This is a genomic window from Streptomyces sp. NBC_00425 (assembly GCF_036030735.1).
In the GTDB taxonomy this organism is placed as follows: Bacteria; Actinomycetota; Actinomycetes; order Streptomycetales; family Streptomycetaceae; genus Streptomyces.
In genome coordinates this window covers 3822202-3841646 of record NZ_CP107928.1, presented here as the reverse complement: position 1 = coordinate 3841646, position 19445 = coordinate 3822202, and the positions used below count along the sequence as shown (strand labels likewise).

Below are 19445 nucleotides of genomic sequence, written 5' to 3'. Positions count from 1 at the left end.
ACGGCCTTACGATGGGACGCATGACTGCTTCGCCTGGCCGCCGCCGTGTCCTGCTCGCCGCTCCCCGGGGCTACTGCGCGGGCGTCGACCGCGCCGTGATCGCCGTGGAGAAGGCCCTGGAGCAGTACGGGGCCCCGGTCTACGTCCGGCACGAGATCGTCCACAACAAGTACGTCGTGCAGACCCTGGAGAAGAAGGGCGCGATCTTCGTCGAGCGGACGGAGGAGGTGCCGCCGGGCAACATCGTGATGTTCTCGGCCCACGGCGTCGCCCCCGTCGTCCACGAGGAGGCCGCGCGCGGGCGCCTCGCCACCATCGACGCGACCTGCCCGCTGGTCACCAAGGTCCACAAGGAGGCGGTCCGCTTCGCCCAGGAGGACTACGACATCCTCCTGATCGGGCACGAGGGCCACGAGGAGGTCATCGGCACCTCAGGTGAGGCCCCGGACCACATCCAGCTGGTCGACGGCCCCGCGGACGTCGCCAAGGTCGAGGTCCGCGACCCGTCGAAGATCGTGTGGCTCTCCCAGACCACCCTCTCCGTCGACGAGACGATGGAGACGGTCGACGCGCTGAAGGAGAAGTTCCCGCAGCTCATCTCCCCGCCGAGCGACGACATCTGCTACGCCACGCAGAACCGTCAGCTCGCGGTGAAGCAGATGGGCGCGGAGGCGGAGCTGGTCATCGTGGTCGGCTCCCGCAACTCCTCCAACTCCAAGCGCCTGGTCGAGGTCGCCAAGCTCGCCGGCTCCCGCGAGGCCTACCTGGTGGACTTCGCGAGCGAGATCGACGAGGCCTGGCTGGACGGCGTGACGACGGTCGGCGTCACCTCCGGCGCCTCCGTCCCGGAGGTCCTCGTCGAGGAGGTGCTGGCCTGGCTCACCGAGCGCGGCTACGGGGACGTCGAGCTCGTCAAGGCCGCCGAGGAGCACATCACCTTCTCGCTGCCCAAGGAACTCCGCCGTGACCTGCGCGAGGAGGCGGCGGCACTGGCGGCCGGGCGCGGCGGGAGCGGCGCGGCGTCCGGTGCGGCGTCCGGTGCGGCGGGTACCTCGGCCGAGTGACGGTCCGTCGGCCGTCGTAACGTAGGGCCATGCAGATCTTCGGCGTGGACATCGGCGGATCCGGGATCAAGGGCGCCCCGGTGGACCTCGACAAGGGCGACCTGGCCCAGGAACGGCTCAAAGTGCTCACCCCGCACCCGGCGACGCCCGAGAGCGTCGCCGACGGCGTGCAGGAGGTCGTGGAGCACTTCGGGTGGACGGGGCCCGTGGGACTGACCTTCCCGGGCGTCGTCACCGGCGGCGCCACGATCCGTACCGCGGCCAATGTCGACAAGGGCTGGATCGACACCGACGCGCGCGCCCTGTTCGGCGAGCGGCTGGGCGGCCTGCCGGTCACCGTGGTCAACGACGCGGACGCGGCGGGCGTCGCCGAGATGTCCTTCGGCGCCGGGCGCGGCCGCGGCGGCACGGTGATCCTGCTGACGTTCGGCACGGGCATCGGCAGTGCCCTGTTCGTGGACGGCGCGCTGGTCCCCAACACCGAGCTCGGCCATCTGGAGCTGCACGGGCACGACGCCGAGAAGCGCGCCAGCAGCAAGGCCAGGGAGGACCACGAGCTGACGTGGGAGCACTGGGCGCACCGCGTCCAGAAGTACCTCGCCCACGTCGAGATGCTCTTCTCGCCGGAGCTGTTCATCATCGGCGGCGGCGTCAGCCGCAAGGCCGACAAGTTCCTGCACTTCATCGAGGGCGTCAAGGCGGAGATCGTCCCGGCCCAGCTGCAGAACAACGCGGGCATCGTGGGCGCGGCGATGCACGCGGCGAAGAGCGACTGAGCCGCGGCGGCCGCGGCCGTGCCGCCGTGAGGGTCGGCCGTCACGGCCGCGGACGGCGCCACGAGCCGTGCCACACGTCGTGCGGCGCCACGAGCCGTGCCACACGTCGTGCCACGAGCCGTGACACGAGCCGCGCCACGACTACGACGGGTCCCGGCGGGACGGCGGGCGGCGGGCCGGGTTCCTGCGGCCGGCCGCCGCCCGGCGCAGGCCGCGCGCCAGGACGGTCAGCGCCGCCAGCAGCGTCCCGCCGTACAGCCAGCCGACCTGGGTGGCCAGTGCGGTGACCAGCCCCATCAGCCGCGCCCCGATCCCGTTGCCGCCGCCGGCCACGGGCAGCAGCCCGACGGAGAAGGCGATCGGCGCGACCACCGGAGCGGACAGCAGATCGGCGGCGCGCACCCAGAGCGCGGTCAGCAGGCACACGGGCAGGAACAGCACGCCGTACGCCGTGAGCGAGGCGCCGAACAGCAGCTGGTCCAGGCCGCCCAGCAGGAACATCAGCACCGAGCCGAACAGCCCCGCGCCGAGCCCGGTCAGCCGGGGGTTCGGCACCCTCCACCGCGACAGCGGCAGCGGCAGCGGCGCCGGCCCGCGTGCGGCCGGGCCGGGGCGGGGCTCGTGGCGGCTCCGGTCCGGGCCCGGCCGGGGCGGCAGGGGAGGCAGGGGAGGCGTGTCCCGTCGGGCGTCACGTCGGGCGTCTCGGTGGGAGTCCCGGTCAGGGGCCCGTGTCCTGTATTGCTCCACCGGACCAACTCTGGTCTGTTTATGTGCCGAATCGGGTGTCGGACACGCCGTGCGGCGCAGCTTGGCCAAGCGTTCGACCGGCCAGCGGGGCCGCGCCGGGACACGCCGTAAACTGGTGGACCGGTCAGCTCTCTGGCCCCTGGCCCTCTCACTCCGGGAACTGGCCCCTTGGCCCTCTCACCACGGGAAGTCGCAACGTGTCGCTCACGATCGGAATCGTCGGTCTGCCGAATGTCGGCAAGTCGACCCTGTTCAACGCCCTGACCAAGAACGACGTGCTGGCGGCCAACTACCCGTTCGCCACGATCGAGCCCAACGTCGGAGTCGTCGGCGTCCCCGACGCCCGGCTCACGAAACTGGCGGAGATCTTCTCCTCCCAGCGTGTCCTCCCGGCGACGGTCGACTTCGTCGACATCGCGGGCATCGTGCGCGGCGCGAGCGAGGGTGAGGGCCTGGGCAACAAGTTCCTCGCGAACATCCGCGAGTCCGACGCGATCTGCCAGGTCATCCGTGCCTTCAAGGACGAGAACGTGGTCCACGTCGACGGCAAGGTCTCGCCCAAGGACGACATCGAGACGATCAACACCGAGCTGATCCTCGCCGACCTGCAGACCATCGAGAAGGTCCTGCCGCGGCTGCAGAAGGAGTCGCGGATCAAGAAGGACGTCGCCCCGAAGGTGAAGGCCGTCGAGGAGGCGAAGGAGATCCTGGAGAAGGGTGACACGCTCTTCTCGCAGGGCGTCCTCCAGGGCAGCGCACGGGCCGAGCTCCTGCACGACCTGCACCTGCTCACCACCAAGCCCTTCCTCTACGTCTTCAACGTCGACGAGGACGAGCTGACCGACGACGCCTTCAAGGACGAGCAGCGCGCCCTCGTCGCCCCCGCCGAGGCGATCTTCCTCAACGCCAAGCTGGAGCAGGACCTCGCCGAGCTGGACGAGGACGACGCGATGGAGCTCCTGGAGTCCGTGGGCGCCGAGGAGCCCGGCCTCGCGACCCTCGCCCGCGTCGGCTTCGACACCCTCGGCCTGCAGACGTACCTCACGGCCGGCCCCAAGGAATCCCGCGCCTGGACCATCAAGAAGGGCGCGACCGCCCCCGAGGCGGCCGGCGTCATCCACACCGACTTCCAGAAGGGCTTCATCAAGGCGGAGGTCATCTCCTTCGCCGACCTGGTGGAGACCGGCTCGGTCGCCGAGGCCCGCGCGAAGGGCAAGGCCCGCATGGAGGGCAAGGAATACGTGATGCAGGACGGCGACGTGGTGGAGTTCCGCTTCAACGTGTGAGCGGTGGCTGACGACGTCCCGCCGATGTGGTGGGCACGCAGGTCGGAAGGGGTCGGGCTCGTGGGAGCCCGACCCCTTCGTCGATCCCGTGGTGGATCTGTGCGGGATGCACTAGTCGGGAGGCGCCTCTTCGACGGTGGGAGCGTCGTGGTGGACGTTCCGCGGCCGACGCGTCAGGCGGCGCCCAGGGCGCCGCAGCGGAAGATGTGGTGGTCCACGGGATCGTCCCGCAGGATCGCCCCGCGCAGGTCCTGGAGCCCGCGGCTCAGGTCCAGCCCCAGCCGCGCGGCCATGCGCGCTCGCGCCGAGGACAGCACGCGCAGCGCGTCCGCGCGGCGGCCGCATTCGTAGAGCGTGGCGGCGCGGAAGGCCAGGAGCATCTCGTGCTCGGGATGCTCCGCGGTGAGCCGCGCGAGCTCCGCGGCGAGCGACGAGTAGTTGCGCAGCTTGAACTCCGCCGCGACACGCAGCAGTTGCGCCGAGATCAGCAGCTCGTCGAAGGCGGTGGCGACACCTCGGCGGGTCCGCTCGGACGCGACGTCCTCCAGTACCGCACCCCGCCACTCGGCCAGCGCGGACGAGGCGAGGCGCGACACCTCCTGGGGCTCGGTGCCCCGCTGGGCCCGGTCCACCAGCTGGGTGAAGCGGTGCAGGTCCACCAGCTGCGGATCGCCGGTCAGCGTGTACGTCGAACCGCTCCGCACCAGCCGCACCGACCCGTCGGCCCCGCCCCGGCGAAGACTCGCCCGCAGCCGGCAGACGTTCACATACAGGTCGGCCCGGGACCGCGGTCGTTCGTCCTCGTCGGACAGCAGATCGATCAGGCGGTCCATCGGGAGCGGCCGGCCCATCTCCAGCAGAAGTAAGCCCAGCAGCAGACGTTCGCGGCGGCGCCCGATGGTCCTGGGGTGTCCGTCGACGGTCCATTCAACTCTGCCGAGCACTCGAAAATATGACCCCGTGGCATGCATGCGGTCATGGTGCTCAGCCCGTCATGTTCCTGGCAAGGTCTTGGCATCCTCCTGGCAGGCCCCACCTCTCACACTGCTCCCAAGTGCAACCCGCCCAGGGGGTCGAAACGTGCCATACGTCCTAGCCGGTCTCGTGCTCGTCGGAGCCGTCGCCCTGCTCAACCTCGTCCTGCTCCTGGTCATCCTGCGCCGCTGGCAGGAGCTCGAAGCCGTCCGCCGACGCGCCGACTTCGCGGCCCAGGGGCCCCAACCCGGGGACGCACTACCGGACTTCACCGCCACCGCGCTCAGCGGGCGGACGCTGACCCAGGACGACTTCCGCTCCGGGGAGCTGCTGCTGGGCGTCTTCTCCCACGACTGCCCGTCCTGCACCGACGCCCTCCCCGACTTCGCCGAACGGGCCGACCGGACCCGTGCGGCGGGCGGCCGGGTCCTGGCCCTGGTGATCGGCGCCGAAGCCGTCGAGAGCAGTCTGACCGCCCGACTCGTCGGGCCGGCGGACGAGGTGGTGCCCGGGCCCGAGGCGGCACCGCTGTTCGGCGCCCTGCGGGTCCCCGCCTTCCCCACGATTCTCGGCTACCGGGACGGCGTCGTCGCCGCCCCTTCCGCCGCCGACCGCGAACCGGTACCGGCGGCCTCCTGAGCCCCGGTGCGGCCGCGGACCGTGGCCGCACCGCGGAGTACGCACATCCCATCCCCACAGGAAGAGGAGAACCATGCGCACACTGAAGGCCGGTGCGGGCCGTCTGATCGAGCGGATTCTGCCCAAGGCCGTGGCGGACGCGGGCTGCCCGCCGGACTGCTACACCGAGTGGAGCACCAGCGCCCAGCGCTGCCGTCGCTGCTGTTACACCGGCGCCTGCAAGATCAGCTGCGGAAGCTGGGACTACTGCTGAACCACCTCGGGGCGGGCCGCGTGCGGCCCGCCCCGAGCTCATCCTGTGCCCGCCCTGTGCCCGCCCTGTGCCCGCCCCGTGCCCACGCCGGCCCAGCATCCCTCTCTCCGGAGTCACCCTTGTCCGACCTGCTGCTCGTCTGCCGCCTGACCCTGATCTGCGTGCTGGCCGTGGCCGGCCTCGCCAAGCTGCGCGACCGCCGCCGGTTCGCCACGGCGCTGGGCGACCTCACGCGCGTGCCCGCCGCCGCCCGGCCGGCCCTGGCCGTCCTGGTGCCCGCGGCCGAACTCCTCGCCGCCGTGCTCCTCGCCGTGCCCCGGACGCTCACCGCGGGGCTGGCCGTCGCCGCCGCCCTGTGCGCCGCGTTCAGCGTCGTCGCCGTCACCACCATGCGGCGTCGCAGCCCGGCCGGCTGCCCCTGCTTCGGCAGCAGGACCACCGTGCCCATGGGCCCCTGGCACGTCGCACGGAACGCCGCCCTGACGGTGCTCGCGCTCCTCGGCGGCGTCATCGCCCTCACCCAGGGCGCCGGCGCCCCCTACGACGGGCCGGCACTGGTGCTCGCCGTCGCGGTCGCCGGCTATCTCACCACGCTCGCCGTCTTCACCGACGACCTCGCCTTGTTCTTCTCCGCCGCCCGCACCGGCCAACGCTGAAAGGACGATCACAGAGTGAATTACGCCATCGCCGGCCTCGCCCTTCTCGCCGCGGTCACCCTCGTCAACGCCCTCCTGACCGTCGCGGTCAGCAAACGCTGGCGCAGCATGATGGCCCCCGCCCCGGCCGCCGCAGCCCCGGGGCCGCCGGCCCTCGCCGTCCAGGAGGGCGACCGCGCCCCCGCGTTCACCCTGCACACCGCCGGGGGCGAAGTCAGCGCCGCCACCCTGGCCGGCCACCCCGCCCTCATCTGTTTCCTCCGCCCCGACTGCGGGCCCACCAGGGAAAGCCTTCCCGGAATCCAACGCTGGGCCGAGGCGAACACCCCGTCGGGCGCCCGTCTCGTCGCCGTCGTCAGCGGGCCGCCCGCCGAAGCCGGCCCCCTGCTCGAAGCGGTCGGCCCGTTCACCGAACTCACCGCCACCGAACCGCCGAACGGACCCGCCGCCGGTGTCTTCGGCGTCCGCCACCACCCCTCGTTCGTCCTCCTCGACGCCGACGGGACCGTCACCGGGACGGGCATCGGCCAAGGCTCCCTGCCCGCGCTCGACCTCCTCACCGCATGAGCGGGCGGTCCGCCTCCCGCCCCGTCGATTTCGTGCGGGGCCTCAGCGCCGTCCTCGCCCTCACGGTGCGGTCCTGCCCCGGGGCCCTCGCCGCCCGCGTCGCCACCGTCGTCATCGCGGGCGCAGCCCCCGTGGCGGCTTCCTGGCTGCTCAAGTACGTGGTCGACAGCCTCACCGCGGAGGGGTTCCGCGCCTCGGACCTCAACTGGGCGGCGGCCGGCATCGGTCTGCTCACGGTCCTCCTCGCCGCAGCCTCGGCCGTCTCCTCCTACGCCGACGGCCGCATCCGCCGCGCCACCTCCACCCGGGCGCAGAGCGAGCTGCTCACGGCCGTCAACCGGCTCAGCGGTCTGTCGAAGCTCGAGCAGCCCGCCTTCCACGACCGCGTCCAACTCGCCGTCCAGAGTGCGCAGGGGGCCGAACGACTGGTCGGCGCGACCTTCCAGGGCGTCCAGAGCGTTCTCACCCTGGCGGGTTTCCTGACGAGTCTCCTGCTCGTCAGCCCCACCCTGGCCGCCGTCCTCGTCGTCGCGGCCGTGCCGGCCCTGTTCGCGCATCTGGCCAACAGCCGGCATCGCGCCGACATGTTCTGGCGCACCAGCAACCTCGCCCGCCGTCAGATCTTCTACCGAGGGCTCCTCACGGACTCCCAAGCGGCGAAGGAGATCCGCCTCTACGGCCTCGGCGGCTACTTCGCGCAGCGCATGCGCACCGACCTCGACAGCATCAACCGGCAGGAGGAACGTCTCGACCGACGCCTCGTCACCTACGAGACGGCCCTCGCCGTCCTCGGAGCCGGAGTCTCCACCGCCGCACTCGTCTGGGGCGTGCACCAGGCGGCCGTCCACGTCCTCACCGCCGGTGACGTGTCCCTCCTCGTGGCGGCCCTCGCCGGCATGCAGACGGCACTCATCAGCCTCGTGGGGTGCATCGCCCAGAGCCACCAGACGGCCCTGATGTTCAGCCACTACCTGCATGTCGTCCAGGTCCGCGACGACCTCCCCGTCCCGGCCGCCCCGATCGCCCCGCCGCCCCTGAGCCAGGGCCTCGAACTCCGGGACGTCTGGTTCCGCTACAGCGACGACGGACCGTGGGTCCTCCGCGGAATCAGCCTGTTCGTCCCGCACGGCACCAGCCTGGCCGTCGTCGGACTCAACGGGGCCGGCAAGAGCACCCTCGTCAAACTGCTGTGCCGCCTCTACGACCCGCAGCGGGGCAGCATCCGCTGGGACGGCATCGACATCAGGGACTTCCCCGCTGACCAGCTGCGCGAGCGGGTCAGCGTCGTCTTCCAGGACCCGATGGAGTACGACCTCACCGCCGGCGAGAACATCGGCCTGGGCGACCTCGGCTCCCTCCACGACCACGGGCGCATCCGTGCCGCCGCCGACGACGCGGACATCCACACCGCCCTCACCCGCCTCCCCCACGGGTACGACACCATGCTCAGCCGGATGTTCTTCCCCGACGACACGGAAGACAGCAGCCCCGGCGTCCAGTTGTCGGGCGGCCAGTGGCAGCGCCTCGCGCTCGCCCGGGCCCTGATGCGCTCCGAACGCGATCTCATGATCCTCGACGAACCCGGCACCGGCCTCGACGCGGTCGCCGAACGTCACGTCCACGACCGTCTCACCTCGCTCCGTCAGGGCGCGACGAGCATCCTCGTCTCCCACCGTCTGGGCACCGTCCGCGCCGCGGACGCCATCGTCGTCATCGCCGACGGAACCGTGCGGGAGGCGGGCACCCATGAACAGCTCATGACCGCTCAGGGCGCCTATGCCGAGCTCTTCACCACGCAGGCCCGGGGCTACGAGGAGACCGTCCGGTGACGGCGGCGGCCCCGCTGCTCCTCGCCACGGCGGCGCTCCTCGTCCTCGCCGCGGCCCTGTTCCTGGCGCGTGGGAGGCTGGTGGCCGTGACCGTCCGCGGGTACAGCATGTCGCCGACCCTCATGCCCGGCGACCGGCTCCTGCTGCTCCGCGGCAGACGCCGGGTCGCCACGGGCCGGGTGGCCGTCGTCGTCGCACCCCATCCCGAGCACGGCTGGCACACCGTCACGGGCCCGGCGCCGGACCTGCGCGACGCGTGGTACGTCAAACGCATCGTGGCCGTCGCCGGAGAGCCCGTGCCGCGCTGGGCCGGCCGGTGCCCCGGCACGCACGTGCCGCCGGGGATGCTCGTCCTCCTGGGCGAGCAGCCGGGCTCCCGGGACTCCAAGCAGCTGGGCTACTGCCCCGAGGACAAGCTCGTCGGAACCGTCCTGTTCCGCCTGCGGGCCGCCGCGGCTCAACACACCTAGTCAGGACACCTGGTCAGGTGCGCCGGGGCGGGGTGAGCTTGTCGAGGTCGAGGCTGATCTCGAAGGGCACCGGTCGTGTGAGGGAGCCCCGGAAGATGCCCGCCGGCGCGTAGGAACCGGTCGGCTCGTCGAGTTCGTAGACGTGGACGACGGGATCCCCGTCCTCGTCCTCGATGCACCAGTAGTGCGCGATGCCCGCTTCCGCGTACTTGCGGAGCTTGACCGTGCGGTCCCGGTGCGCGGACTCGGGTGAGACGACCTCGATGACGAGTTTCACGTCCTCCGGGGCGCACCAGGTGCGGTCGGGGTCGTAGGGCAGGTTCGTCAGCAAGAGGTCCGGCTCGGGGCGGTTTCGGGCATCGAGGCGGATCGTCATCTCCCGCTCGACCTCGACGCCGGGCGGTGCCTGTGCCATGAGCGTGGTGGTCAGGGCCGTGACGAGGCGGCCGTGCCAGGCTCGCTGCGGCGACATCATGAAGACGAGGGCTCCGTCGATGAGCTCGGTGTGGCGTGGCGCCTCGGGGAGGCGGTCCAGGTCCTCCGCGAACCAGCCTTCCGCACGCGGTGGGCGCATCCAGTCGGGCAGTGCGGTCATGGCTCAACGGTAGCGACTCGGTGCGGCGCGGGCCACGAGATCGTCACCGGATGCGGACCGGCCTCTTCCGGCGGCCGTCGGTGCGGACATGCGGATATGCCGGGCGTGTGTCGTCCGCTGCCGTACCCCCGCCGGGTCCGGGACGTCCCGTTCGATGCGAGCATGGGAGGCGTTCGGGGGCGCGGGTGAGGGGGCGGCGTGACGCGGGTGGGGGAGCTGTATGCGGACGGTATGCGGTTGCACGACGCCGCTTTCGCGCTGCGGACCGACCACGCCCGTGCCGTGGACGCCGTCCGCGCCGCCCACACGCCGCTCAGGGACGCGCTCGTCGCCGAGGAACTCGGGTCCATCGCACTCACCCGGCTGAAGGACGTCACCGAGGGACGGCTGCGGCTCGCGGCGGTCGAGGGGGCCGGCTTCGGCTCGGTACGGGAGGTGTACGAGGCCGGCCGGCACCAGCTCCGGCTGATCCCCGGCGTCGGCGCGCAGACCGCCGACCAGGTCCTCGCCGCCGCCCGGCAGATCGCCCGCGCGGTCGAGGAGACCGTCTCCGTCAGGATCGACGTCGACCACCCCGAGCCCGCTGCCTCGGCCCTGGTCGGCGCGTTGTACCGGCTCGTCGCGGCCGGCCCCGAACTGCCCCGCGCGGTGGCCGCCGCCGAGCGGTACGAGAAGCGGCTCGGCGAACTGCTGCCCGCGGTCCGCCCGGCCACCGGCCGGTTGCGGCTTGCCCTCGCCGGACGGCCCCGCCGGGAGGCCGCGCGCACCGCGGTCACCGAACTGACCGCGCTGACGGCCGAGGCCGCCGAGGCCGGCGTGGCGCTGCACCTCGCGCAGGCCACCGCCGACCTGCTGCGCGAACCTGCCTCCGAGCTCGAGCCGTGGGTCGACTTCGAGGTGCGCTCGGCCGAGTACTACAGCCTGCTGGCGGAGATCTGCGCCCACCCGTCGGACACCGCGGCCGCCGAGGGTTTCGTACCGTCCGACGTGGCCGAACAGGTGCACGCGCAGCCGCTCGACGACACCCACCGCCGGGTCTCCCTGCGCGGCTACCAGGCCTTCGGGGCGCGGTTCGCGCTGGCCCGGCGCCGGGTCGTCCTCGGGGACGAGATGGGACTCGGCAAGACGGTCCAGGCGATCGCCGTGCTCGCCCACCTGGCGGCCGAGGGCCACGCCCACTTCCTGGTGGTGTGCCCGGCCGGCGTGCTCATCAACTGGACCCGGGAGATCCGCGCCCGCAGCACGCTCCGGGCGGTGCCGGTGCACGGCCCGGACCGGTGGGACGCGTACGCCGAGTGGCGCGAGCGCGGCGGGGTCGCCGTCACCACCTTCGACGTGCTGCACACCCTGCCCGAGCCGGACGGCGGACCGCCGCCCGGACTCCTCGTCGTCGACGAGGCGCACTACGTCAAGAACCCCGGGACCCGGCGCGCCCGTTCGGTCGCGGTGTGGACCGGGCTGTGCGACCGCGTCCTGTTCCTCACCGGCACCCCGATGGAGAACCGTGTCGAGGAGTTCCGCGCCCTGGTGCGCTGCCTCCAGCCCGACCTCGTCCCCGCGATCCACGACAGCTACGCGGCCGCCGGCCCGCAGGTGTTCCGCAAGGCGGTCGCCCCCGCCTATCTGCGCCGCAACCAGAAGGACGTGCTCACCGAACTCCCCGCGCTGATCCACGTCGACGAGTGGGAGGAGTTCAGCGCCGCCGACGAGGGCGCCTACCGGGCGGCGGTCGCGGCGGGGAACTTCATGGCGATGCGTCGGGCCGCCTACGCCGACCCCGAGAGGTCCGCGAAGCTCCAGCGGCTGCGCGAACTGGTCGGGGAGGCCACGGAGAACGGCCTGAAGACCGTCGTGTTCTCCTATTTCCGCGACGTCCTCACCGCGGTCCGGGGCGTGGTGGGCGACACCGTGTTCGGGCCCATCGCCGGCGATGTCCCGGCCGTGCGGCGGCAGCGGCTCGTGGACGACTTCACGGCCGCCGAGGGACCCGCGGTGCTGCTCTGCCAGATCGAGTCGGGCGGCGTCGGGCTCAACCTCCAGGCCGCGTCCGTGGTCGTCCTGTGCGAGCCGCAGGTCAAGCCGACCCTGGAGCACCAGGCCGTGGCCCGGGCGCACCGCATGGGCCAGGTGCGGGCGGTCCAGGTGCACCGCCTGCTGGTCACGGACAGCGTGGACGAGCGGCTGCTGCGCATCCTCGAGAACAAGACCCGGCTCTTCGACGCCTACGCCCGCCGCAGCGACACGGCGGAGGCGACGCCGGACGCGGTCGACGTCTCCGACGACGGCCTCGCCCGCCGCATCGTTGAGGAGGAGCAGCGCAGGCTCGCCGGCCGGCCGCAGGACGCCGGGTAGCGCGGACTCGTCCCGGGCTTACGATGCGCCCAGCCGTATGCCGGTCGCAGCTTGTCGCACGTCGGTCCCGCTCCCGGCGGCCGTCCCCGGCGACCGCGACACCGCCTGCGTGCCGCCCCACCGCACGACCCGCCCGACCCATCGCCCGACAGCCCGACCCGTCTGAACCAGGAGCACGGTACCCGTGTCCATACCTCCGCCCCCGGGGCCCCACCAGCCCCAGGACCCGTACCAGCCTCCGCCCCAGCCGGGCCCCTACCCGCAAGGCCCCTACCCGCAAGGCCCCTACCCGCAGGGCTCCGACCCGCAGGGCCCGTCTCCCCGGGACCCGTTCGCCCCGCCGCAGCAGCCCTATGCGCACGACCCGTACGCCCAGGGTCCGTACCCGCAGGCCCCCTACGGGGCCGCGCCCTACCCGGTGTGGGGGCAGGGGTACAACCCCTACGGGCGGTCCTCGGTCATCAACGGCGTGGCCATCGCCGCCCTCGTGCTCGGCATCCTCTGTTTCCTGCCGGGCGTGGGTCTGGTGCTCGGGATCGTCGCGCTGGCGCAGATCAGGAGGCGCGGGGAGCGCGGCAGGGGAATGGCGATCGCCGGCGCCGTCCTGTCCTCCGTCGGTCTCGCGCTGTGGATCCTGATGCTGGCCACCGGCGGAGCCTCCGACTTCTGGCAGGGCTTCAAGGAAGGCGCGAGCGCGGGCCCCGGCTCGAGCTTCTCGCTCGCCGAGGGCGACTGCTTCGACGTTCCCGGTGACACCTTCGGCACGGACGTCTACGACGTCGACGAGGTGCCCTGCTCCGGCGAGCACGACGCCGAGGTGTTCGCCACGATCCCGTTGCCCGGCAGCGACTACCCGGGCGAGGACAAGGTCGTGGACGTGGCCGACGACAAGTGCTTCACGCTCCAGCGCGCCTACGCGATGGATTCCTGGGCGCTGACCGAGGAGGTCGACGTCTACTACCTCACGCCCACCTCCGAGAGCTGGAGCTGGGGTGACCGCGAGATCACCTGCGTCTTCGGCAACGTGGACGAGACGGGCACCCTCACCGGCTCGCTGCGTGCCGACGAGACCACCCTCGACGCCGACCAACTGGCCTTCCTGAAGGCCATGGACACCGTCGACGAGACGCTCTCCGAGGAGCCGGAGGACCTCCCCGAGGAGGATCTGGCGGCCAACCGGACCTGGGCAGGCGACACCGGGGACGTCACCGCCGCGCAGGCCGCCGTGCTGGGCGGTCACACCTGGTCCGCGACGGCCCGGGCGCCGATGGCCGCTCTGGTGAAGGACATGCAGCGAGCCGGCAAGGAGTGGGCGGCGGCGGAGAAGGCCTCCGACGTGGACGCCTTCTACCGGCACTACGAGAGCGCCTACGGGGTCGTGGACGGCGACACGACTGTCACCGCCCGCAAGGCTCTGGGCCTGGCCACCACCCCGCCCGACTACGACGACGACAGCGGCGACCCGGCGGACGGCACGGGTGGGGGCGGCGGCGACAGCGGCCTGGATGTGTGATCACGCCCTCAGCGGGGAGAAAGTGCCTGGGTGAAGCGTTTCACCGACAGATGTCATCACATCGAGTGATTCTCTGGCCTTTACTTGCACGGCTCAACCCACGGTTGCCAGGCTGTAGCTGTCTGTACAACCTGATGGGAGTGGCCAGTGACATTCGGTGAGCAGCCGGCGTATCTGCGCGTCGCGGGTGATCTTCGCAAGAAGATCACCGACGGGTCGCTGCCACCGCACACCCGGCTCCCCTCCCAGGCGAGAATCCGCGAGGAGTACGGCGTCTCCGACACCGTCGCCCTCGAGGCGCGCAAGGTGCTGATGGCCGAGGGGCTGGTCGAGGGCCGTTCCGGTTCGGGCACGTATGTGCGTGAGCGGCCCGTGCCCCGCCGGATCGCCCGCTCCGGCTACCGGCCGGTCAGCGGCGCGACGCCCTTCCGGCAGGAGCAGGCCGAGGCGCACACGCGCGGCACGTGGGAGTCCAGCAGCGAGCAGACCGAGGCGGGCGTCGCCGTCGCGGAGCGGCTCGGCATCCAGGCCGGCGACCGCGTGATGCGCACCCGGTACGTCTTCCGCGAGGCCGGCGAGGCGATGATGCTCTCCACCTCGTGGGAGCCTCTCGCGGTCACCGGCCGCACGCCCGTCATGCTGCCCGAGGAGGGGCCGCTCGGCGGCATGGGCGTCGTGGAGCGCATGCGCGCGATCGACGTCATCGTCGACAACGTCGCGGAGGAGGTGGGCGCGCGACCCGGCCTCGCCGAGGAGCTGCTCGCCCTCGGTGGCGTCCCCGGACATGTCGTCCTGGTCGTGCAGCGCACGTACTACGCCTCGGGTCGACCGGTCGAGACGGCCGACGTGGTGATCCCCGCCGACCGGTACCGGGTGGCCTACCACCTGCCGGTGAAGTAGCCGCCGCGGTAGGCGGTGCGGTAGCGCATGCGCACCGACGGCGCACACCCTTCCGGCAGTTGCCTCCGGAAACCCCACGCTCCGGGCCTGCCCGCGCGCCGTCGGAATCCGGTCGTTTCCGGACGTTCCCGCAGGTCGCCCCCTAGGTGCCCAGACCCCCGCCGACCGGACACATCGCGGCGCGCGTACGGCGCGTCCGGCCTCGTGCGCCCCCTGCGTCCTGGCTGGTTGCGTACCTCTTTGTGTAAATCCGTGTTCGCTGCGTAAAGGTAAGGCGTACGCTCGGGCATATGCGGATTGCGGTTTCCTTGGAAGGCGGGGCGCGCGGCGTGCCGTGGACGGGATCCGGGCGGTCGGGGGCGGGAAGGGGGCGTGCGGCGCGATGAACGACAGCACCATCTCTCTGCCTTGGCACGTGATACGGCAGGACGACAACGGCAATCGCTACCGCGTGGGCCGTTACGCGACCAGGGCCGAGGCCCAGAAGATCGCGGACAGCCTCGACGGCCGCGGCCACAAGCAGCTGTACTGGGTCGAGCGCGTCGGCCAGGGGCAGAGCCACGGGCAAACCCAGGCGCAGGGCCACGGACAGAGTCAGGGTCAGGTCCCGGCGCAGCCCCAGGGGCCGGGCCAGGTGCAGACGCAGGTGCAGGCGCACAACGGAGACAGCACCCGCAACTGATCCCCTCCGACGCGGACCGGCCCCCTGCGGAACCCGGCCGCCCTCCGGTCGAGTTGCCCGGCTCCTCCCGTAGGCTCCGGCGCATGACGGAACGGATCGTGGTGGTGGGAGCCGCCCTGTTCGACGGCGGCCGCCTGCTCGCCGCCCGCCGCAGCGCGCCGCCGGAGCTCGCCGGGCGCTGGGAGCTGCCCGGCGGCAAGGTCGAGGAGGGCGAGACGCCCGAGGCGGCCCTCACACGTGAGCTGCGCGAGGAACTCGGCGTCGCCGCGGAGGTCGTCGAGCGCGTCCCGGGGGAGTGGCCCCTGAAGCCGCCCTATGTGCTCCAGGTGTGGAGCGCCCGGCTGCGCCCCGGCTCCGCCGCCCCCCGCCCCCTCCAGGACCACGACGCGCTGCGCTGGCTCACCCCGGACGAGATCTGGCACGTCGACTGGCTCGACCAGGACGTTCCCGCGGTCCGCGAGACGCTCTCGAGGGTTCCCGGGGCTCGCTGACCGGCAGCCGGGTCAGGGTCGTACGCCGTTCGTGCCACAGCAGGCCCCGTGCGGCGGTACTGCCTCCCGGATATCGGGTATGTGCCCCTTAACCCCATGAAATCGGACAGGGGTGTACTCGCTGGCCCGGGAAGTGATCGGCGTGATCGACACCGAAGGCGACCGCGCCGAGTGGACGTTCCCCGCGGACCCCGGCGCGGTGCGCACCGCGCGCCTCGCCGTGCGTGAGCAGCTGCGCGACTGGGGCCTCGACAGCGTGGGCGACCTCACCGCGCTGTTGGTCAGCGAACTGGTCACCAACGCCCTGCGGCACGCCACCGGTCCCATCGGCGTCCGCCTGGTCCTCCCCGCGCGACTGGAGGGCGTGCTCCTGGTGGAGGTCTCCGACCCGCTGCCCGACCCGCCCCGCGAGCGGATCGCCCGGCCCGAGGACGAGAGCGGGCGCGGACTGCAGCTGGTCGCCTCCTCCTCACGCCGCTGGGGTACCCGTCCGGGGGACACCGGCAAGACGGTGTGGTTCGAGCTCGCCGTGCCGGATTGACGCGCCCCGGTGTGGGGATGAGCCGGTGTACAGCGGGGCCGAGGCTGTCGCCGTCGGGTTCCGGTCGCCGACCGGTGCCGGAAGGTGTGGTTCGACGACGTGTCCGCTGGTTAGAAGACGGGAAGTGTCGTCGCAGCACGGGCCGGAAAAAGCCTGGACCGTGCTGTGATCGTGAACACCGTGTCGTGCGGCCCCGTAGTGCTGGATACTGCGGGCAGCCGCCGCCGGTGACCGGTGCCGGGCGCGGTGAGCTGGAGGGGACGGTTCGCGTGAGCGAGATACCAGCGAAGGCCACGGAGTCCGAGGACCCGTCGGGCGACGCGAGGGCCGAGGCCGCCGTGCCCGGCGCTTTCCCGGACGGCGAGGCGCCCGGCGACGCCATATGGCAGAGCAGCCCGCCCGGCTCGATCTACGACTACATCAAGGTCGCCTCGTTCTCCATCGGCCCCGACGGTCTCGTCGACCAGTGGAGCCTGCGCGCCGAGCAGATCTTCGGCATCCCCGCCGACCGGGCCGTGGGCATGGACCCCATCGACGCGTTCATCGACCCGGACCTGCGTGAGCGCGGCCAGCGCAAGATGGCCGAGATCCTGGACGGGCGCGAGTGGACCGGCGTGGTCCCGTTCCGGATGCCGGACCCGGTGCCCGGCGGCGGGCGCGGCGAGCAGGGCCTCGCCGAGGTGTACGTCATGCCGACGCGCAGCCTGGACGGCGAGAAGGCCGCCGTGTGCATCGTCGTCGACGTCCGCACGCTCCGCAGCATCGAGACGGACCTCGCCGCCTCGCAGGCCATTTTCGGCCAATCCCCGTTCGGGTTCCTGCTGATCGACCCCGACCTGCGGGTCCGCCGCGCCAACCAGCGGTTCGCGTCCATCTTCGGCGGCACCCCCGACGACCACCGCGGCAAGGGCGTCCACGACTACCTGCCCCGGTCCGAGGCCGACCGGGTCAGCGCGACCCTGCGCCGGGTCCTGCAGACCGGCGACTCCATCACGGACATGCACGTCACCGGCTTCGTGCCGGGCTCCGACGAGCGCCGGCACTGGTCGATCAACCTCTACCGCGTGCACAGCGGCAGCGGCCGCCCGATCGGCGTCGCCTGGCTCGGCACCGACATCACCGCCCGCCGCGCCGCCGCCCGCGAGGCCGCCGCAGCGCGGCGCAATCTCGCCCTTCTGAACGACGCGGGAGCCCGCATCGGGAACTCCCTCGACCTGGAGACGACCGCGCGCGAACTCCTCGACGTCGTCGTGCCCGGCTTCTGCGACCTTGCCACCGTCGACCTCTACCAGGGGCTCCTGGCCGGCGACGAGACCCCGCCCGGCCTCGCCGACGGCAGCGCGGAACTGCGCCGGGTCGCCTTCTCGTCCGCCGTCTCCGACGCGCCCTTCCCCGGGGCGGGCGCGCCCGTCGCCGTCGGCGCGGTTCACCACTTCCCGTTCAACTCGCCCTGCGCCGACGCCTTGCGCACCGCCCGTCCGCAGACCGTCCCCGGCGACGAGGGCGGCCTCGTCCAGGGCACGATCGCCGTTCCGATGGTCGCCCACGACACCGTCGTCGGCCTCGCGCAGTTCTCACGGACGAAGGGCAGCGAACCGTTCGGGGACCGGGACCGTGATCTGGCGGTGGAACTCGCGGCGCGGGCGGCGGTCTGCATCGACAACGCCCGTCTGTACCGGCGTGAGCACGAGCGGGCGCTGATACTGCAGCGGTCGCTGCTGCCGCCCGGCGACCCGGTGGCGTCCGGCCTGGACATCGCCTGTCGCTACCTGCCCGGCAACGTCTCCACCGGCCGTCCCAGCGAGGTCGGCGGCGACTGGTTCGACGTCATCGAACTGCCCGGTCACCGCACCGCGTTGGTGGTGGGGGACGTGATGGGCCGCGGTCTGCGGGCCGCGGTCGCGATGGGCGAACTGCGCACGGCCGTCCGCACGCTGGCCCTGCTGGACCTCGAACCGGCGGAGGTGCTCTCCGCGCTGGACGAGATCGCGCGCGGCCTCGGCACCCCCGGCGGCGTCCAGCAGGCGACGAGGGCCGCCCGCCGCCCCCGGGAGGCCGACCTGTCCGAGGTGTATCTCGCGACCTGCGTCTACGCGGTCTACGACTCGGTGACCCGCCGCTGCACCTTCGCCAACGCGGGCCATCTCCCTCCGGTCCTCGTCGAGCCCGGTGAACCCGCGCTGATGCTCGACGTGCCGCCCGGCATGCCGCTCGGCGTGGGCGGCGAGCCCTTCGAGGAGGTCGAGGTCGAACTCCCCGAGGGCGCGCTGCTGGCGCTCTACACGGACGGCCTGGTCGAATCCCGCGACCATCCGCTGGACGAGGGCCTCAACGCTTTCGTCGGAGCCCTCACCGATCCCTCCGCGCCCCTCGAGGACGTCTGCGACCACGTCCTCAGCACCCTCGACTCGCACCACGGCGAGGACGACATCGCGCTGCTGATGGCCCGGGTGCAGGGCCTGCCCGCCGACTCGGTCGGCGACTGGACCCTGCCTCGCGAGCCGCGCAGCGTGGGCCGGGCCCGGGAGCACGCACGCGGCCGGCTGCTCGCCTGGGGCCTCGAACCCCTCGTCGACACGACGGAACTGCTGGTCAGCGAACTCGTCACCAACGCACTGCGGTACGGCGAGGGGGAGATCAGACTGCGGCTGCTGCTGGACCGGACCCTGGTGTGCGAGGTCTGGGACGCCGGTCTCGTCCAGCCGCGCCGGCGCCGCGCCCGGGACACCGACGAGGGCGGCCGCGGTCTCCAGCTCGTCGGCCTCCTGGCGGCGGCCTGGGGCTCACGCCGGACACCGCGCGGGAAGACGGTGTGGTTCGAACTGCCGCTGCCGGACGGCGAGACGGGCCTGACGGACCCGGCGGAGGCGTTGCTGAGCCTGTTCTGACCCCCACTCGGGCGCGGCGGGCCCGGGGGCGGACGGCAGGACGACCGACGCACGTCGGCGCCCCCGCCGCAGGCGCCTGCCCACTCCGGGCACGACCCGGCCGCCTCCCCGGCCGACGGTGTGCCCCGCCCGCCCCCCTGGACGACGGCGGGCTGACGTGCCGACGGCTGGCTCACGCGGCCGGGGGACGGGTCGGCGCGGTCTGCGTCGGCGCCGTCGTC

Annotated in this window: 18 protein-coding genes and 1 pseudogene; 16 read left to right on the top strand and 3 right to left on the bottom strand. The window is 72.6% G+C overall.

Annotated elements, in window-relative coordinates:
- The first annotated feature begins 11 nt into the window (after positions 1–11).
- Positions 12–1064, top strand: a complete 1053-nt coding sequence (locus OHS82_RS16215) for a 4-hydroxy-3-methylbut-2-enyl diphosphate reductase (protein WP_328434064.1) — start codon at positions 12–14, stop codon at positions 1062–1064.
- A 29-nt stretch (positions 1065–1093) separates the two neighbouring features.
- Positions 1094–1840, top strand: a complete 747-nt coding sequence (gene ppgK, locus OHS82_RS16210; protein WP_057584415.1) for a polyphosphate--glucose phosphotransferase — start codon at positions 1094–1096, stop codon at positions 1838–1840.
- 141 nt (positions 1841–1981) lie between these two features.
- On the opposite strand, the gene OHS82_RS16205 is transcribed toward ppgK, so the two are convergent.
- Complete coding sequence (locus tag OHS82_RS16205; protein ID WP_057584414.1) at positions 1982–2395, bottom strand: DUF6542 domain-containing protein; 414 nt, start codon at positions 2393–2395, stop codon at positions 1982–1984.
- Between the two features lie 389 nt (positions 2396–2784).
- Between OHS82_RS16205 and ychF the strand changes: the two genes are divergently transcribed.
- Positions 2785–3873: a redox-regulated ATPase YchF gene (gene ychF, locus OHS82_RS16200; protein ID WP_057584413.1), complete on the top strand. Its 1089-nt coding sequence runs from the start codon at positions 2785–2787 to the stop codon at positions 3871–3873.
- A gap of 173 nt (positions 3874–4046) precedes the next feature.
- On the opposite strand, the gene OHS82_RS16195 is transcribed toward ychF, so the two are convergent.
- Positions 4047–4817, bottom strand: coding sequence for an AfsR/SARP family transcriptional regulator (locus OHS82_RS16195; protein ID WP_157876477.1), 771 nt, complete (start codon positions 4815–4817; stop codon positions 4047–4049).
- A gap of 136 nt (positions 4818–4953) precedes the next feature.
- Between OHS82_RS16195 and OHS82_RS16190 the strand changes: the two genes are divergently transcribed.
- The 6 genes from OHS82_RS16190 to OHS82_RS16165 all read left to right on the top strand — a co-directional run bounded on the left by OHS82_RS16190 (position 4954) and on the right by OHS82_RS16165 (position 9262).
- The gene (locus OHS82_RS16190; protein ID WP_157876476.1) at positions 4954–5487 is read left to right on the top strand and encodes a redoxin domain-containing protein; all 534 of its coding nucleotides are present in this window, start codon (positions 4954–4956) and stop codon (positions 5485–5487) included.
- Between the two features lie 73 nt (positions 5488–5560).
- On the top strand, positions 5561–5740 hold the full coding sequence (locus OHS82_RS16185; protein WP_057584405.1) for a hypothetical protein: 180 nt from the start codon (positions 5561–5563) through the stop codon (positions 5738–5740).
- Positions 5741–5859: 119 nt separating this feature from the next.
- A complete protein-coding gene (locus OHS82_RS16180) occupies positions 5860–6396 on the top strand; it encodes a MauE/DoxX family redox-associated membrane protein (RefSeq protein WP_057584404.1) in 537 nt (178 codons plus the stop codon).
- 15 nt (positions 6397–6411) lie between these two features.
- Positions 6412–6963 (top strand): TlpA family protein disulfide reductase, encoded by a 552-nt coding sequence (locus OHS82_RS16175; protein ID WP_057584403.1) that lies wholly within the window; start codon positions 6412–6414, stop codon positions 6961–6963.
- A complete protein-coding gene (locus OHS82_RS16170) occupies positions 6960–8792 on the top strand; it encodes an ABC transporter ATP-binding protein (RefSeq protein ID WP_328434063.1) in 1833 nt (610 codons plus the stop codon). Before OHS82_RS16175 ends, OHS82_RS16170 begins: the two co-directional genes overlap by 4 nt.
- Positions 8789–9262, top strand: a complete 474-nt coding sequence (locus OHS82_RS16165; RefSeq protein WP_057584401.1) for a S26 family signal peptidase — start codon at positions 8789–8791, stop codon at positions 9260–9262. Before OHS82_RS16170 ends, OHS82_RS16165 begins: the two co-directional genes overlap by 4 nt.
- A 13-nt stretch (positions 9263–9275) precedes the next feature.
- Here the strand turns inward: OHS82_RS16165 and OHS82_RS16160 are convergent, their stop codons facing one another.
- Positions 9276–9857 carry a Uma2 family endonuclease gene (locus tag OHS82_RS16160; protein ID WP_328434062.1) on the bottom strand — a complete coding sequence of 194 codons (582 nt, stop codon included), beginning with the start codon at positions 9855–9857 and terminating at the stop codon, positions 9276–9278.
- Positions 9858–10088: 231 nt separating this feature from the next.
- On the opposite strand from OHS82_RS16160, the gene OHS82_RS16155 reads away from it, so the two are divergent.
- The 7 genes and pseudogenes from OHS82_RS16155 to OHS82_RS16125 all read left to right on the top strand — a co-directional run bounded on the left by OHS82_RS16155 (position 10089) and on the right by OHS82_RS16125 (position 19224).
- Positions 10089–12209: a DEAD/DEAH box helicase gene (locus OHS82_RS16155; protein ID WP_328436068.1), complete on the top strand. Its 2121-nt coding sequence runs from the start codon at positions 10089–10091 to the stop codon at positions 12207–12209.
- Positions 12210–12393: 184 nt separating this feature from the next.
- Positions 12394–13722, top strand: a complete 1329-nt coding sequence (locus tag OHS82_RS16150) for a DUF4190 domain-containing protein (RefSeq protein WP_328434061.1) — start codon at positions 12394–12396, stop codon at positions 13720–13722.
- Between the two features lie 147 nt (positions 13723–13869).
- Positions 13870–14622 (top strand): GntR family transcriptional regulator, encoded by a 753-nt coding sequence (locus OHS82_RS16145; RefSeq protein ID WP_057584397.1) that lies wholly within the window; start codon positions 13870–13872, stop codon positions 14620–14622.
- Positions 14623–15004: 382 nt separating this feature from the next.
- A pseudogene (locus OHS82_RS16140) lies at positions 15005–15172 on the top strand (SPOR domain-containing protein); the annotation flags it as partial.
- Between the two features lie 215 nt (positions 15173–15387).
- A complete protein-coding gene (locus tag OHS82_RS16135; protein ID WP_328434060.1) occupies positions 15388–15795 on the top strand; it encodes a (deoxy)nucleoside triphosphate pyrophosphohydrolase in 408 nt (135 codons plus the stop codon).
- A 112-nt stretch (positions 15796–15907) separates the two neighbouring features.
- Positions 15908–16336: an ATP-binding protein gene (locus OHS82_RS16130; protein WP_057584395.1), complete on the top strand. Its 429-nt coding sequence runs from the start codon at positions 15908–15910 to the stop codon at positions 16334–16336.
- Between the two features lie 269 nt (positions 16337–16605).
- Positions 16606–19224, top strand: a complete 2619-nt coding sequence (locus tag OHS82_RS16125) for a SpoIIE family protein phosphatase (protein ID WP_057584394.1) — start codon at positions 16606–16608, stop codon at positions 19222–19224.
- Positions 19225–19445 lie beyond the last annotated feature (221 nt).